This is a genomic window from Pseudomonas brassicacearum subsp. brassicacearum, assembly GCF_008801605.1.
In the GTDB taxonomy this organism is placed as follows: Bacteria; Pseudomonadota; Gammaproteobacteria; order Pseudomonadales; family Pseudomonadaceae; genus Aquipseudomonas; species Aquipseudomonas brassicacearum.
Window position 1 is genome coordinate 146,805 of sequence record NZ_VZPJ01000011.1, and the last position, 15,795, is coordinate 162,599.

Below are 15,795 nucleotides of genomic sequence, written 5' to 3' on the forward strand. Positions count from 1 at the left end.
CATGATTGTCGTGGAAAAACTGACAAAGCAGTTCAAGGGCCAGGTGGTGCTCAACGGCATCGACTTGAAGATCGAAGAAGGCGAAGTGGTTGCGATCATCGGCCCCAGCGGCTCGGGCAAGACCACCTTCCTGCGCTGCTTGAACTTCCTCGAAGAGCCTACCAGCGGCCGGATCAAGGTCGGCGACATCGAGATCGATGGCAGTCGCCCGCTGAACCAGCAACAGGGCCTGGTGCGCCGTTTGCGCCAGCAGGTGGGCTTCGTGTTCCAGAACTTCAACCTGTTTCCCCATCGCACCGCATTGGAAAATGTCACTGAAGGCCCGCAGGTGGTGAAGAAAATCCCTCGCGCCGAAGCCGAAGCCCTGGGGCGCAAGCTCTTGGCCAAGGTCGGCTTGGCCGGCAAGGAGGACGCCTACCCACGGCGCCTTTCCGGCGGCCAGCAACAGCGCGTGGCGATTGCCCGGGCGTTGGCGATGGAACCGGCAGTGATCCTGTTTGACGAACCGACTTCGGCCCTCGATCCGGAACTGGTGGGCGAGGTGCTGGCAACCATTCGCGGCTTGGCCGAAGAAAAACGCACCATGGTCATCGTGACCCACGAAATGGGCTTCGCCCGGGACGTGGCCAACCGCGTGGTGTTTTTCGACAAAGGCGTGATCGTCGAACAAGGCGAAGCCAAGGCCTTGTTTGCAGCCCCCAAGGAAGAACGCACGCGACAGTTCCTCAGCAAGTTCCTTTCCGCCGGGCACGGCGCCCAGTAAGTTATTCTTAGCATTATCACTTCCAGGGAAGGAAGTGAGACCGCTGCAAAAGAAACAACTCGCACTGTTTTCATGTGCGGGATATACAACTTCTCGTAACACTCCCCGTCACCCAAGTGTCTTTCCACTTCAGTCTCCAGTGCCCTTGCGCACCCATTTTTTTGAAAACTGGCAAGCCTAGGAAAAAGGCGTGCGGCGCCGCGTATTATTAACTTTGCCGCGTAGGATATTTCTGAAGCCTTTCACAATTAATTATTAAGCAAGTTCCTCTATTGACACTGAAACTACTGAGACCTTATCTAGTGAGCAATAGGCGACGCACATTATTTTAGTTCTGCGCAGTGACTAAACGTAGCCAGCCTCTATGACTGCACAAATAAATATGTCGCGATTATCAAGCGCCTTTGATCAAACGGACTTCGTTTTCAAGCATCAAGGAGAACACCATGACATGTAAGTCGAAGAGTCCTGAACTGGCCGCCCCCACCCTGGCCAATGCCCACCCTACCGGCATCAATATCGCCAACGCCGCTCACCTGGAGGTTGCCATTGCGCCCTACCCTGGTATGGACGCAGGTGACCTGATCGAACTGTTCTGGGACAACTGCTACGTCGGCTCGCGCCTGTTGTCGCAGGCCGATGTGCAAGACAGCGTCACCCTGCGGGTCCCGGAGAGTTTTATCGTCGATGGAGCGTCGCGCATTCACTATCGGGTGATGCAGGTCGGGCGTGGGCCGGCGCTATCCGCCAAGCAACGGGTACATGCGAAGCTCGATTGCCCCGGCGGACAGCCGTCGGCCCTGAGCGGCGATGAAAACCAGGGCCTGGCGCCAGTGCGCATTCCCGGCACTATCCGACGCCAAGGGGTGAACCCCAACCAGATCAAGCGCGGCGTACCGCTGACCATCGAGCCCTACCTGAACATGGCCGCCGGCGATGCCGTGACCCTGCGCTGGGGCGATGTGCGCATGGACCTGCCTGCCGTCACCGCCAGCGAGGTCGGCCAGCCAATCAATATCTGGGTCCCGCCGCAGATCATCCTGGAGGCAGGAGAAGACCTGCGCCTGGAAGTGACCTACTGCATCCTCGACCGTGTGGGCAACAACTCCCATTGGGCACCGCCACGGACATTGAAGATCGGTTGCGCCAATCCGTACCTGAAAAAACCGCCGAAAGAAGCCCTCATGGCGGCCGAACCGCACCGCAAAAGGCCTTGATACGGGAGACACTTTTGCGAGGGACGCTTTTGTGGGCGAGGGAGCTTGCTCCCGCTTGGGCTGTGGGAGCAAAGCTTGCTCGCGAAACAGGCGCCTCGATTCTGCAAGACCGCATCGCGTCCATCGCGGGCAAGCCTTGCTCCCACATAGCGGGAGCAAGCTCCCTCACCACAAAAGCCGCTTCGCCCCAAGTGAGCGTACAGCCGCCCATCTAAATCCAACCTATACATATTCCTAAAAGTTAGTTCAAAAATAATTTATACACGCTTAGGGTATATGAACCGGACCACCGGACATTCTTGATTTTTGCTCGCCGCATTCATCGCGGCGTTTCTTGAGATGTGAGGTGGGTATGGAACGGAACACAATCACCCCAGGGCAATACGCCAGGGCACTGCCAGCAGCCACGGAGTGGCTGTAATGTCGGATCTGGCGCAAGCAAAAGTCCAGAGCGACCTGGACATCGCACCGCTGTTGTTGCCCGCACAGGTGTTGCGCAACGATGCCGAGGCCATCAAAGCTGCCCATGAACTGGCGCAGGTCGCCCGTCAGCAGGCCGCGCGTCGTGACCAGCAACGCAAACTGCCCTGGGCAGAAATCGAGCAATTCACCCGCAGCGGATTGGGCAGCATCGCCATCCCCCGGGCATACGGCGGCCCGCAGGTTTCGTTCGTCACACTGGCCCACGTCTTCGCGATCATCTCCGCCGCTGATCCCGCCCTCGGGCAGATCCCGCAAAACCAGTTCGGCGTGCTCCAACTGATTCTCGGCACCGGCACCGAACGGCAGAAAAAAATCCTCTTGCAGAGCGTGCTCGAAGGTTGGCGCATCGGCAACGCCGGGCCGGAACGCGGTACTCGCAATACCCTTGAGCTCAAGGCTCGGATCACCGCCGACGGTGACGGATTTGTCATCAATGGCCAGAAGTTCTATTCCACCGGCGCGCTGTTTGCCCATTGGGTCGCGGTCAAGGCGCTGAATGACGAGGGCCGGCAGGTGCTGGCGTTCGTGCGGCGCGGCACCCCGGGCCTGCGGATCGTCGACGACTGGTCGGGGTTCGGCCAGCGCACCACCGCCAGCGGCACCGTGCTGCTGAACAATGTGCGGGTGGATACCGAGTTGGTCCTGGATAACTGGCGCATCAACGAAATACCCGGTGTGCAAGGCGCGATTTCCCAACTGATCCAGGCCGCCATCGATGCGGGTATCGCCCGTGGCGCCATTGACGACGCCATCGCCTTCGTCCGTGAACGAGCCCGGCCCTGGGTCGACGCCAAGGTCGAGCGAGCCAGTGACGACCTCTACGTGATCGCCGACATTGGCAAACTGAAAATCGAACTGCACGCCGCCGAAGCCTTGCTGCGCAAGGCCGGACAGGTGCTGGATCAGGTCAGTGCCGCCCCCATCACGGCGCAATCGGCCGCCCGCGCCTCGATTGCCGTGGCCGAGGCCAAAGTGCTCACCACCGAGATCGCCCTGCAAGCCAGCGAAAAACTCTTCGAGCTGGCCGGCAGCCGCGCCACCCTCGCCGAATTCAACCTCGATCGCCACTGGCGCAACGCACGGGTCCACACCCTGCACGACCCGGTGCGCTGGAAGTATCACGCGGTAGGCGCCTACCACCTGAACGGCACCTTGCCGGCCCGCCATTCCTGGATCTGACGACCCGACCTCTGGAGCAGTACATGACGTTTTCTCAACACGTCGCGGTGATCACCAGCGATGAACAAGCCCTGATCGTGGCCAGCGACCTGGCCGATGACTTCAAGCGCGACAGCGCCCTGCGCGACCGCGAGCGCCGCCTGCCGTACCCGGAACTGGAGGCTTTCTCCCGCTCGGGCCTGTGGGGCATCAGCGTGCCCAAGGCCTATGGCGGCGCCGGTGTTTCCAACGTCACCCTGGCCAAAGTCATCGCGCTGATTTCTCAGGCCGACGGCTCGCTGGGGCAAATTCCGCAAAATCATTTCTATGCCCTGGAAGTGCTGCGGGTAAACGGCACTGAAGCGCAAAGACAACGCTTGTACGCCGAAGTACTCGCCGGCCAGCGCTTTGGTAATGCCCTGGCCGAACTTGGCACCAAGACTGCCCATGACCGCATCACCCAACTGCGCCGCGACGGCGAGGGCTATCGCATCAACGGTCGCAAGTTCTACGCCACGGGCGCGATCTACGCCCAGCGCATCCCCACATCGGTGGTGGACGAAAACGGCGTGCAACAACTGGCGTTCGTCCCTCGCAGCAGCCAAGGCCTGACGGTGATCGACGACTGGAGCGGTTTTGGCCAGCGCACCACGGGCAGTGGTTCGGTGGTGTTCGAAGACGTGTATGTCGCCGCCGCCGACATCGTGCCCTTCCAGAGCGCCTTCGAACGCCCCACACCGGTAGGGCCGCTGGCGCAGATTCTTCACGCCGCCATCGACACCGGCATCGCCCGCGCCGCCTACGAAGACGCCCTGCATTTTGTCCGCAATAAAACCCGCCCCTGGATCGACGCCACCAGCGACGTCGCCACAGAAGACCCGCACACCCTCAAGAGTTTCGGCCAACTGAGCATCCGCCTGCACGCCGCCGAAGCCCTCTTGGAGCGCGCTGGTGAGTTTCTCGACCGAGCACAGGCCGACACCCGGGCCGACACAGTCGCCGCTGCCTCGATTGCCGTGGCCGAGGCCCGCGCCATCAGCACCGAGATTTCCCTGGCCGCCGGCAGCACGCTGTTCGAGTTGGCCGGCAGCCAGGCGACCCTGGCCGAACATGGCCTCGACCGCCACTGGCGCAACGCCCGGGTGCACACCCTGCATGACCCGGTGCGCTGGAAATACCACGCGGTGGGCAACTTCTACCTCAACGATGAAAAACCGCCGCTGCGGGGGACCATCTGATGGCGGCCGGCAAGAAAAAGATCCTGCTCAACGCGTTCAACATGAACTGCATCGGGCACATCAATCACGGCCTGTGGACCCATCCCCAGGACACGTCGACCCAGTTCAATACGATCGAATACTGGACCGCCCTGGCGCAATTGCTCGAGCGCGGATTGTTCGACGGGTTGTTCATCGCCGACATCGTCGGGGTCTATGACGTGTACCAACAGTCGGTGGACGTCACGCTCAAGGAGTCGATCCAGCTGCCGGTCAACGACCCGTTGCTGCTGGTGTCCGCGATGGCCGCCGTGACGAAAAACCTCGGTTTCGGTCTCACCGCCAACCTGACCTACGAACCGCCCTACCTGTTCGCCCGACGCATGAGCACCCTCGACCACCTGAGTCGCGGCCGGGTCGGCTGGAACATCGTCACCGGCTACCTGGACAGCGCCGCCAAGGCCATGGGCCTGACCGCGCAAGTCGAGCATGACCGCCGCTACGACCAGGCCGACGAATACCTGCAAGTGCTCTACAAACTGTGGGAGGGCAGTTGGGAAAACGACGCGGTGCTCAATGACCGCGTGCAGCGGATCTATGCCCGGCCGGAAAAAGTGCACAAGGTCCGGCACCAGGGCGAGTTCTACCAGGTCGAGGGCTATCACCTGTGCGAACCCTCGCCCCAGCGCACACCGGTGCTGTTCCAGGCCGGCAGTTCCGAGCGCGGCCTGCTGTTCGCCGGTCGGCATGCCGAGTGCGTGTTCATCAGCGGCCAGAGTAAACCGGCGACCAAGGCCCAGGTGGACAAGGTCCGCGCCAGCGCCGTAGAGGCCGGGCGCAACCCCGGGGACATCAAGGTGTTCATGGGCCTGAACGTGATCGTCGGCGAGACCGAAGCGGCCGCCTGGGCCAAGCATGCCGAGTACCTGAGCTACGCCAGCGCCGAGGCTGGCGTGGCGCATTTTTCCGCATCGACGGGGATCGATTTTTCCCAGTACGAACTGGACGAACCGATCCAGTACGTCAAGAGCAACGCCATCCAGTCCGCCACCAAGACCTTGCAGAACAACGACTGGACCCGGCGCAAATTGCTCGAGCAACACGCCCTGGGCGGTCGCTACATCACGGTGGTCGGTTCGCCCGAACAAGTGGCCGACGAGTTGGAGTCCTGGATCGCCGAAACCGGCCTCGATGGCTTCAACCTGACCCGCATCGTCACGCCGCAAAGCTACGTGGACTTCATCGATCTGGTGGTCCCCGAGTTACAGCGACGCGGCTCATACAAGACCGAATACGACAACGGCACCCTGCGCGAAAAACTGTTTCACGCACAGGCCCATCTCCCCAAGCAACACACCGGTTCGACTTACCGGCACTGACGTGGGAGCAAGGCACTGTGGGAGCAAAGCTTGCTCGCGATGCAGACACCTCGCTTTTTGAGAGACCGCATCAACTTCATCGCGGGCAAGCCTTGCTCCCACATAGCTCTGTTCGCCAAAAAATATGCACCTCCTCCTAAATGACTGGAATAACTGACATGACCAAGCACTTCCTGACCCTGCCAGTCAAAACCCTGGCCCTGGCCCTCGGCCTGTTCAGCTCGGCGCTGTTTGCCGCCGATGCGCCGTTGAAAATCGGCACCACCGCCGCGTTCGCCATTCCCCTGGAAGCGGCCGTCGAAGAAGCCGGCAAGCAAGGCTTGAAGGTCGAGCTGGTGGAGTTCAGCGATTGGATCGCGCCCAACGTCAGCCTGGCCTCTGGCGATATCGACGTGAATTACTTCCAGCACATCCCGTTCCTGGAAAATGCCAAGGCCGCAGCCGGGTTCGACCTGGTGCCCTTTGCGCCGGGGATCATCAACAACGTCGGCCTCTATTCGAAAAAATACAAAAGCTTCGACGAACTGCCAGAAGGTGCCAGCGTCGCCATTGCCAACGACCCGATCAACAGCGGTCGCGGCCTGCAACTGTTGGCCAAGGCCGGACTGATCAGCCTCAAGCCGGGCGTCGGCTACAAGGCCACCGAAGACGACATCGTCGCCAACCCGAAGAAGCTCAAGATCCTGCAGGTCGAAGCCGTGCAGTTGGTGCGCGCTTATGAAGACGCCGACCTGGTGCAGGGTTATCCCGCCTACATCCGCCTGGCCAAGACCTTCGACGCCAGCTCCGCCTTGCTGTTCGACGGCCTCGATCACAAGGAATACGTGATTCAGTTCGTGATCCAGCCCAAGAGCAAGAACGATCCACGGCTGATCAAGTTCGTCGACATCTACCAACACTCGCCAGCCGTGCGCGCCGCCCTGGACAAGGCCCACGGAAAGCTCTACCAAGCCGGTTGGGAAGGCTGACATGAACGCCGTCAACGCTCGACTCCGACACGAAGCCCCCACGCCCCAGAGCGCCGAACACACCGAACTGCATCCGGAGCTCAACCGTGCCCATGTGCGCTTCATCGGCCTGGGCAAGACCTATAACGGTGCCCAGGGTCCGGTGGCCGCGCTGCAAGGCATCGACCTGGCGATCCAGCGCGGCGAGGTGTTCGGCATCATCGGCCGCAGCGGCGCCGGCAAGTCGTCGCTGATCCGCACCATCAACCGCCTCGAACAACCCACCAGTGGCCGGATGTTGATCGATCAGATAGACATCGGCGAGTTCGATGAAGACCGCCTGGTGGAACTGCGTCGGCGCATCGGCATGATCTTCCAGCACTTCAACCTGATGTCGGCCAAGACCGTGTGGCAGAACGTTGAGCTGCCGCTGAAAGTCGCTGGCGTGCCCAAGGAGCAACGCCAGCGCAAAGTTCGCGAGCTGCTGGAACTGGTCGGCCTGCAAGGCAAGCACAAGGCCTATCCGGCGCAACTTTCGGGCGGGCAGAAACAGCGGGTGGGGATTGCCCGGGCACTGGTGCATGACCCGCAGATTTTGTTGTGCGATGAAGCCACCTCGGCCCTGGACCCGGAGACCACACAATCGATCCTCGGCCTGCTGCGCGAAATCAACCAGCGGTTGGGCCTGACCATCGTGTTGATCACCCATGAAATGGCGGTGATTCGCGAAGTCTGCGACCGGGTCGTGGTGCTTGAGCAAGGGCGGATCGTCGAGCAGGGGCCGGTCTGGGAAGTGTTTGGCAACCCGCAACACGAGGTCAGTCGAACACTGCTGGCACCGTTGCAACACGCGATACCGGAAGAACTGCAAAACCGCTTGCAGACGCAGCCGGCATCGGCGGATGCCGCCATTGTGCTGCGCCTGCAATTCACCGGCATAGATCGTGAAGAGCCGGATCTCGCCGCTTTGTTCAGCGCCCTCGGTGGACGGGTGCGACTGCTGCACGGCGGCATCGAGCGAATTCAGGGCCACGGGCTGGGGCAATTGCTACTGGCCGTGAGCGGTTCGTCGTGGGGCGCCGAGGAACTGCGGCAACGGGCGGGCAATTGGGCGCAACGGGTAGAGGTGCTGGGTTATGTGGTTTGATCGGCTGTTGCAGGGTTTCATCGACACGTTCCTGATGGTCGGCGTGTCGTCGCTGATCGCGTTGTTGGCGGGCATCCCGCTGGCGGTGATCCTGGTGACCAGCGGCAAGGGCGGGATCTATGAAGCGCCGGTCTTGAACCGAGCCCTGGGCGCGTTCGTGAACCTGTTCCGCTCGATACCGTTCCTGATTCTGATGGTGGCGTTGATCCCGTTCACCCGGCTGATCGTCGGTACCACCTATGGCGTGTGGGCAGCGGTAGTACCGCTGACCATCGCCGCCACACCGTTCTTTGCCCGCATCGCCGAAGTCAGCCTGCGGGAGGTTGACCATGGTCTGATCGAAGCGGCCCAGGCCATGGGTTGCCGACGCTGGCACATTGTCTGGCATGTATTGCTGCCCGAAGCGCTGCCGGGCATCGTCGGCGGTTTTACCATCACCTTGGTGACCATGATCAACTCTTCGGCCATGGCCGGAGCGATCGGTGCCGGCGGCCTGGGCGACATCGCCTACCGGTACGGCTACCAGCGATTCGACAGCCAGATCATGCTCACGGTGATCGTGTTGCTGGTGGCGCTGGTGGCAGTGATCCAGTTGGGTGGCGACCGCCTGGCACGCGGCTTGAACAAGCGCTGACCGGGGGGAGCAGTTGACCTGTGGGAGCAAAGCTTGCTCCCACAGGCAGACCAGCGGGCTTGCGGTATAGTCACCTGACGCTCCTCACTCAAGCCCCAATCATGAAACACACCACCGAAGACCTGCACGCCATCACCGCCACGACCCTGGGCCATTACAACGCCGTGGCAGAAAGCTTTCGCGAAGGCACCCGCGATCACGATGTCAGCCAGAACATCGACGCCTTGCTGCGCCATATCCAGGGCGAGGCACCGCTGCACATCCTGGATTTGGGCTGCGGCCCGGGGCGCGACCTGCGCACATTCACGGCCATGGGTCATGTCGCGGTCGGCCTCGACGGTTCAGAAAAGTTTGCCCGGATGGCGCGCCAGGACAGCGGCTGTGAAGTGTGGCAACAGGACTTCCTGGAACTCGACCTGCCGGCCGAGCGCTTTGACGGGATTTTCGCCAACGCGGTGCTGTTTCATGTGCCCGTCCAGGAACTGCCTCGAGTGCTCAAGCAACTGCACGCCACGCTCAAGCCCGGCGGCGCGCTGTTCAGCTCAAACCCGCGAGGCGAAAACCAGGAGGGCTGGAACGGCCAGCGCTTCGGCGCCTACCACGACCTCGCGGCCTGGCGCACGTTGCTTGGCGACGCAGGCTTCGTGGAACTGGAGCATTACTACCGACCGGCTGGGCTGCCGCGGGAGCAACAGCCTTGGTTGGCGAGTGTCTGGCGTAAACCTGCTTAACATTTGAAGACGCCATCGCGAGCTTGCTCGCGATGGCGGTGTATTGGCCAATGAAGCGCCATGGCCTCATCGCCTGAAAGGCTTCACTCCTGCTTACCCAACCACTTCTGCGACAACTTCTCCAACCGCCCGTCATCCTTGATACGCGCCAGGGCGTTGTCCAGGCTGGCCTTGAACGCCGGGTTGCCCTTCTGGAACGGAATCACCAGGCTCGGCGCCGGCTCGCTCTTTTTTTCTGGCTGGAATGACTGCGCCATGACCAACGGGCGTGGCGTCTCATCCTTGCTCGCCAGCAGTTGTGCATCCGGATGGCTGTAAACGGCGCTGGTGTCGAAACGTTCCGCCAGTTCCGGGGTCATTGCTATGTGGTTGATGGCGACGTCGTACTTGCCGCTCTCCACCCCGCTCATCAGGTCGCCGGCATCGGTGACCACGAAGTCGGGGCGTACATCGAGCTCACTGGCAAGCATTTCGCCCAGTTCCACTTCGAAACCAGTGAGTTTGCCGTCTTCCTTGAAGTTGAAGGGCGCGGTGTTGGCCTCGAGGGCAATGCGCAGTTCGCCACGGTCATTGATGTCATCGATCAGTTCGGCATGAGCCAGGGGACTCAAAAGGGGTAGCAGGCAAATCAGGCCAGGCAGAAAGCGCATGGTCACTCCTTTGTATTTATACAAGCGACGCTCGTTTCAGGCTCGCTTTGCTATGGTTGTTGCAGGCTTCGACAACGATTGGTCATGAAGTTGTCATGGCCAGGCGGATTTCATGGAAAAACTGGAGAAAAAAATGAAAAGCTTTATGTCTCGTGCCGCGTTGACCGGCCTGTTACTGGGCGCTTCGATGCTGGCAACCGCCGCGACCCCGGCGCCCAAAGGTGCAGAAGTGTTCATCGTTTCCCCGGCAGACGGCGCCACCGTCGCCCAGGAATTCACGGTCAAGTTCGGCGTCAAGGATATCTCCCTGGCTCCGGCCGGCGATATGACCAAAAACACCGGGCACCACCATTTGCTGATCGATGTCGACAAACTGCCTGCCGCCGGCGCGCCGATTCCAAACGACGCCAACCACATGCACTTCGGCAAGGCACAAACCCAGGCCACCATCAAACTGACCCCGGGCAAGCACACCTTGCAATTGATCCTGGGCGACACCGGCCATATGCCGTTCGATCCGTCGATCGTGTCCGAGAAAATCACTGTCAACGTGAAATAACACGCACCGGCTGACGCAACACAAACACCTGTGGGTTTCATGCTGCCCCCGGTGTCAGGCAATAAAAAACGGGAGCCCTTTCGGGGCTCCCGTTTTTAATTGCAAGCCAGGCCTGCTTAGAACAACACGCGGCAACGAATGGTGCCGTTGATGTGCTGCAGCTTCTCTTGCGCCAGATCCGAGTATTCGGCGTCGACGTCGATCACGACGTAGCCGACTTTCTCGTTGGTCTGCAGGAACTGACCGGAAATGTTGATGCCGTTTTCGGCGAAGACCTTGTTGATCTCGCTCATCACACCCGGGATGTTTTCGTGGATGTGCAGCAAACGGTGCTTGCCAGGGTGTGCCGGCAGAGCCACTTCCGGGAAGTTCACGGACGATACCGAGGTACCGTTGTCGCTGTACTTGACCAGTTTTTCCGCCACTTCCAGGCCGATGTTGGCCTGGGCTTCAGCGGTGGAACCGCCGATGTGCGGAGTAAGGATCACGTTGTCCAGGCCACGCAGCGGGCTTTCGAAAATGTCGTCGTTGGAGCGTGGCTCCACCGGGAACACGTCGATGGCGGCGCCGATCAGGTGCTTGTCCTTGATCGCGTCGGCCAGGGCGTCGAGCTTGACCACGGTGCCACGCGCGGCGTTGATCAGGATCCCGCCCTTCTTGATGGCACGGATTTCCTTCTCGCCGATCATCCACTGGGTGGCAGCGGTTTCCGGGACGTGCAGGGTCACGATGTCGGACATGCCCAGCAACTCGTGCAGATTGTTGACCTGGGTAGCGTTGCCCAGCGGCAGCTTGGTCACGGTGTCGTAGAAGAACACCTGCATGCCAAGGCCTTCAGCCAATACCGACAACTGGGTGCCGATCGAGCCGTAGCCAACGATACCCAGCTTCTTGCCGCGGATTTCGAAGGAGTTGGCCGCGCTCTTGATCCAGCCACCACGGTGGCAGGAAGCGTTCTTCTCAGGGATGCCGCGCAGCAGCAGGATCGCTTCGGCCAGCACCAGTTCGGCAACGGAACGGGTGTTGGAGTACGGCGCGTTGAACACCGCGATACCGCGCTCGCGCGCCGCATTGAGGTCAACCTGGTTGGTGCCGATGCAGAAGCAGCCGACCGCCACCAGTTTCTTGGCGTGGTCGAAGATCTCTTCGGTCAATTGGGTACGGGAGCGAATGCCGATGAAGTGAGCATCGGCGATCTTTTCCTTGAGCTGGGCTTCCGGCAGAGAACTGGTGATGTACTCGATGCTGGTGTAGCCCGCCGACTTGAGGACGTCGACAGCCGATTGGTGGACGCCTTCGAGAAGAAGGAACTTGATCTTGCTCTTATCGAGAGAAGTCTTGCTCATCTGCGTAAACCTGTGTCCCGGAGAAAAATGGCAGGGAATCGGACAGCGCATGCTGGCCCGACCGGCGTGACAGCCGTCGCCGCAGAACAGCCGTTGGGCACTACGCTGCGGGGTCGGTATGCTAGCATATGCACCCCGCTAAACACTCATTCCTGCGACGTGAAGCGTTCTCAGGATGACCATGAATTGTTCGAGAGTTCTGTCGATGACCAATCCTGCCGTGATAGATGAGCTGAAGACCCTGGTTGAGCCTGGCAAGGTCTTGACCGATGCCGACTCCCTGAACGCTTACGGCAAGGATTGGACCAAGCATTTTGCCCCTGCACCTTCGGCCATCGTCTTCCCCAAGACCACCGAACAGGTCCAGGCCATCGTGCGCTGGGCCAACGCGCACAAAATCGCGCTGGTGCCATCGGGCGGACGTACCGGGCTTTCCGCCGCAGCCGTGGCCGCCAACGGCGAAGTGGTCGTGTCGTTCGACTACATGAACCAGGTGCTCGACGTGAACCTCACCGACCGCACCGCGGTCTGCCAGCCTGGCGTGGTCACCGAACAACTGCAGAACAAGGCCGAAGAACATGGCCTGTACTACCCGGTAGACTTCGCTTCGGCCGGTTCCAGCCAGATTGGCGGCAATATCGGCACCAATGCCGGCGGGATCAAGGTCATTCGCTACGGCATGACCCGCAACTGGGTGGCGGGCATGAAGGTCGTCACCGGCAAGGGTGACCTGCTGGAGCTGAACAAGGACCTGATCAAGAACGCCACCGGCTACGATTTGCGGCAGCTGTTCATCGGCGCCGAGGGCACCCTGGGCTTCGTGGTCGAGGCCACCATGCGCCTGGACCGTGCGCCGAAGAACCTCACCGCCATGGTGCTCGGCACACCGGACTTCGATTCGATCATGCCGGTGCTGCACGCCTTCCAGGGCAAGCTGGACCTGACCGCCTTCGAGTTTTTCTCCGACAAGGCCCTGGCCAAGGTCCTCGCTCGCGGCGACGTGCCGGCACCGTTCGAAACCGAGTGCCCGTTCTATGCCCTGCTGGAATTCGAAGCCACCACTGAAGAAGTCGCCAACCACGCCCTGGAAACCTTCGAGCATTGCGTGGAGCAAGGCTGGGTGCTGGACGGCGTGATGAGCCAGAGCGAAACCCAGCTGCAGAACCTGTGGAAGCTGCGCGAATACATCTCCGAAACCATCTCCCACTGGACGCCGTACAAGAACGACATCTCGGTAACCGTCTCCAAGGTTCCGGGTTTCTTGCGGGAAATCGACGCGATCGTCGGCGAACACTACCCGGACTTCGAAATTGTCTGGTTCGGCCACATCGGCGACGGCAACTTGCACTTGAACATCCTCAAGCCGGAAAACCTGAGCAAGGATGAGTTCTTCGCCAAATGCGCGACCGTGAACAAATGGGTCTTTGAAACCGTCGAGAAGTACAACGGCTCGATTTCCGCCGAACACGGCGTGGGCATGACCAAGCGCGACTACCTGACCTATAGTCGTTCACCTGTGGAAATCGAGTACATGAAAGCGGTGAAGGCGGTATTCGACCCGAACGGCATCATGAACCCGGGCAAGATTTTCGCGATTTGACGCCTAAAAACACCTGATGAATCCCAGAAGCAGGAGTCGGTAATGAGCTATCAGCACCAGTATGTCGACGGTACACGTATTCATTTCCCGGTAGGGAAAGTGGTGTGCATTGGCCGTAACTACGCCGAACATGCAAAGGAACTGGATAACCCGGTGCCCACCGAACCCTTGCTGTTCATCAAGCCGGGCAGTTGCGTGGTACCGCTGGAAGGCGGTTTCAGCATTCCTGCCGACCGTGGCTCGGTGCACTACGAGGCGGAAATCGCCGTGCTGATCGGCAAGCCGCTGTCCACCAAGCCCAGCGTTGAAGAAGTACTGGACGCGATCTCCGGCTTCGCCCCGGCCCTGGACCTGACCCTGCGGGACAAGCAGGCCGAACTCAAGGCCAAGGGCCTGCCGTGGGAAGTGGCCAAGTCCTTCGACGGCGCGGCGGTGCTCGCACCGTTCGTGTCGAGCGGCACCTTTGCCGACCTGACCGACATCCCCGTTCGCCTGACCATCAACGGTGAAGTGCGCCAGGACGGCAACAGCAGCCTGATGCTCAACCCTATCGTGCCGATGATCCAGTACATGGCCGGCTGCTTCTCGCTGCAGGCCGGCGACGTGATCCTCACCGGCACCCCGGCGGGCGTCGGGCCGTTGAATGCAGGTGATGAGCTGGTACTGGAGTTGCCGGGGGCGAGCCGCTTCGAAAGCAGCGTTCGCTAACGGCTACACCTGCGCCCCCCTGTGGGAGCGAGCTTGCTCGCGATGAGGCCATCACATCCAGCATTGATGTTGGCTGATACACCGCTATCGCGAGCAAGCTCGGCTCCCACAGGGCTGGGTTGAGTTCCACCCCACCATTTACCGTTTTTTTCACATGCCATCCGGATAATTCCGGGGAATGCGGCATCTGAGCCAGCCACTCCCCTAGCCGAATTTTCTGGAACGCATTCCCCGATGGCCAAACCCCAAGCACTGTCCGCCACCAAACCTGCCCGCCGCTCCCGCTTCGCCCTGCCCTGGTATGCCTGGTCGCTGCTGGCGGTGGCCGCTGCCTATGGCCTGGCGTTTGCGATGCATTGGGACGACCGCGGCCTGCTTTGGCTATCGGAACGCTTCCAGAGCCCAGCCGAGCGCCAGGCGAGCATCTGGCTGCCAGACTACCGCGCCGTGATCGACGCCAAGCCACTATCCGGCATGGAGAAGGACGAGGCGTCCGATGTGACTTACAACCCGCAGACCAAGACCCTGTTCGCCGTCATGGGCAAAAACCCGTTCCTGGTGGAACTGACCCTGCAAGGCGATGTGCTGCGCAAGATGCCCTTGGTGGGTTGGAGCAACCCCGAGGGCGTGGCTTATATGGAAAACGGCCTGCTGGCGATCACCGACGAACGCAATCACACGCTGACCATCGTCCACGTTGGTGCCGATACCCGCGAACTGAACAACGCCGACTTCCCCCACTATGATCTCGGCCCATCCAAGAACCAGAACAAAGGGTTCGAAGCGATCGTCTGGGACCCGCGCAACCAGCAACTGGTGCTCGGAGAGGAACGCCCGCCAGCGCTGTTCACCTGGAAAAGCGATGGCAGCCAGTCGCTCAAGGGCGACAAGCAGATCCATGTCAGCAATGAACTGGACCTGCGCAATCTCTCGGCACTGGCGATCGATCCGCGCACCGGGCACATGCTGGTGCTTTCGGCCGACTCGCATCTGTTGCTGGAACTGGACGAAAAAGGCGAGCAGGTCAGCTTCATGACCTTGCTGGGCGGCTTCAACGGCTTGAAAGACACAATCCCTCGTGCCGAAGGCGTCACCGTCGATGAGGCCGGCAATCTGTACATGGTCAGCGAGCCGAATCTGTTCTATCGTTTCGAAAAACAGCGCTGACAGCACTAACTCTGCGGGATAAATCTTCCTTCGTTGTAGGGTGTGGCACACAGCCATTAAGCTTCAGTTCAGGCAGCCGTGGTATTTCC

At 60.7% G+C, this 15,795-nt stretch carries 15 protein-coding genes; 13 read left to right on the forward strand and 2 right to left on the reverse strand.

Annotated elements, in window-relative coordinates:
- The first annotated feature begins 1 nt into the window (after position 1).
- From tcyN to F7R20_RS23115, 9 genes are all read left to right on the forward strand, one after another.
- Entirely contained in the window at positions 2 to 763 is a 762-nt protein-coding gene (gene tcyN / locus F7R20_RS23075) for an L-cystine ABC transporter ATP-binding protein TcyN (RefSeq protein WP_003196662.1), read from the forward strand.
- Between the two features lie 446 nt (positions 764 to 1,209).
- Positions 1,210 to 1,980, forward strand: a complete 771-nt coding sequence (locus F7R20_RS23080; RefSeq protein ID WP_003196659.1) for a hypothetical protein — start codon at positions 1,210 to 1,212, stop codon at positions 1,978 to 1,980.
- Positions 1,981 to 2,400: 420 nt separating this feature from the next.
- Positions 2,401 to 3,642 carry an SfnB family sulfur acquisition oxidoreductase gene (locus tag F7R20_RS23085; protein WP_003196657.1) on the forward strand — a complete coding sequence of 414 codons (1,242 nt, stop codon included), beginning with the start codon at positions 2,401 to 2,403 and terminating at the stop codon, positions 3,640 to 3,642.
- Positions 3,643 to 3,665: 23 nt separating this feature from the next.
- Positions 3,666 to 4,859: an SfnB family sulfur acquisition oxidoreductase gene (locus F7R20_RS23090; RefSeq protein WP_003196655.1), complete on the forward strand. Its 1,194-nt coding sequence runs from the start codon at positions 3,666 to 3,668 to the stop codon at positions 4,857 to 4,859.
- The gene (locus F7R20_RS23095) at positions 4,859 to 6,217 is read left to right on the forward strand and encodes an LLM class flavin-dependent oxidoreductase (protein ID WP_003196654.1); all 1,359 of its coding nucleotides are present in this window, start codon (positions 4,859 to 4,861) and stop codon (positions 6,215 to 6,217) included. Before F7R20_RS23090 ends, F7R20_RS23095 begins: the two co-directional genes overlap by 1 nt.
- A 158-nt stretch (positions 6,218 to 6,375) precedes the next feature.
- Complete coding sequence (locus tag F7R20_RS23100; protein WP_003196652.1) at positions 6,376 to 7,185, forward strand: MetQ/NlpA family ABC transporter substrate-binding protein; 810 nt, start codon at positions 6,376 to 6,378, stop codon at positions 7,183 to 7,185.
- 1 nt (position 7,186) lies between these two features.
- A complete protein-coding gene (locus F7R20_RS23105) occupies positions 7,187 to 8,311 on the forward strand; it encodes a methionine ABC transporter ATP-binding protein (protein WP_003196650.1) in 1,125 nt (374 codons plus the stop codon).
- Positions 8,301 to 8,945, forward strand: a complete 645-nt coding sequence (locus F7R20_RS23110) for a methionine ABC transporter permease (RefSeq protein WP_003196648.1) — start codon at positions 8,301 to 8,303, stop codon at positions 8,943 to 8,945. The genes F7R20_RS23105 and F7R20_RS23110 overlap by 11 nt, the downstream gene beginning before the upstream one ends.
- Positions 8,946 to 9,046: 101 nt before the next feature.
- On the forward strand, positions 9,047 to 9,676 hold the full coding sequence (locus tag F7R20_RS23115; RefSeq protein ID WP_003196646.1) for a class I SAM-dependent methyltransferase: 630 nt from the start codon (positions 9,047 to 9,049) through the stop codon (positions 9,674 to 9,676).
- Between the two features lie 83 nt (positions 9,677 to 9,759).
- Here F7R20_RS23115 and F7R20_RS23120 read toward each other — a convergent pair whose 3' ends face one another.
- Positions 9,760 to 10,326: a transporter substrate-binding domain-containing protein gene (locus F7R20_RS23120; protein ID WP_003196644.1), complete on the reverse strand. Its 567-nt coding sequence runs from the start codon at positions 10,324 to 10,326 to the stop codon at positions 9,760 to 9,762.
- Positions 10,327 to 10,459: 133 nt separating this feature from the next.
- Between F7R20_RS23120 and F7R20_RS23125 the strand changes: the two genes are divergently transcribed.
- Positions 10,460 to 10,885 (forward strand): DUF4399 domain-containing protein, encoded by a 426-nt coding sequence (locus F7R20_RS23125; protein WP_003196642.1) that lies wholly within the window; start codon positions 10,460 to 10,462, stop codon positions 10,883 to 10,885.
- Between the two features lie 116 nt (positions 10,886 to 11,001).
- Here the strand turns inward: F7R20_RS23125 and serA are convergent, their stop codons facing one another.
- The gene (gene serA / locus F7R20_RS23130) at positions 11,002 to 12,231 is read right to left on the reverse strand and encodes a phosphoglycerate dehydrogenase (protein ID WP_003186856.1); all 1,230 of its coding nucleotides are present in this window, start codon (positions 12,229 to 12,231) and stop codon (positions 11,002 to 11,004) included.
- 205 nt (positions 12,232 to 12,436) lie between these two features.
- Between serA and F7R20_RS23140 the strand changes: the two genes are divergently transcribed.
- The 3 genes from F7R20_RS23140 to F7R20_RS23150 all read left to right on the forward strand — a co-directional run bounded on the left by F7R20_RS23140 (position 12,437) and on the right by F7R20_RS23150 (position 15,706).
- Entirely contained in the window at positions 12,437 to 13,831 is a 1,395-nt protein-coding gene (locus F7R20_RS23140) for an FAD-binding oxidoreductase (protein ID WP_003196640.1), read from the forward strand.
- A 42-nt stretch (positions 13,832 to 13,873) separates the two neighbouring features.
- The gene (locus F7R20_RS23145) at positions 13,874 to 14,539 is read left to right on the forward strand and encodes a fumarylacetoacetate hydrolase family protein (protein ID WP_003196639.1); all 666 of its coding nucleotides are present in this window, start codon (positions 13,874 to 13,876) and stop codon (positions 14,537 to 14,539) included.
- 234 nt (positions 14,540 to 14,773) lie between these two features.
- Positions 14,774 to 15,706: an SdiA-regulated domain-containing protein gene (locus F7R20_RS23150; protein ID WP_003196638.1), complete on the forward strand. Its 933-nt coding sequence runs from the start codon at positions 14,774 to 14,776 to the stop codon at positions 15,704 to 15,706.
- Positions 15,707 to 15,795 lie beyond the last annotated feature (89 nt).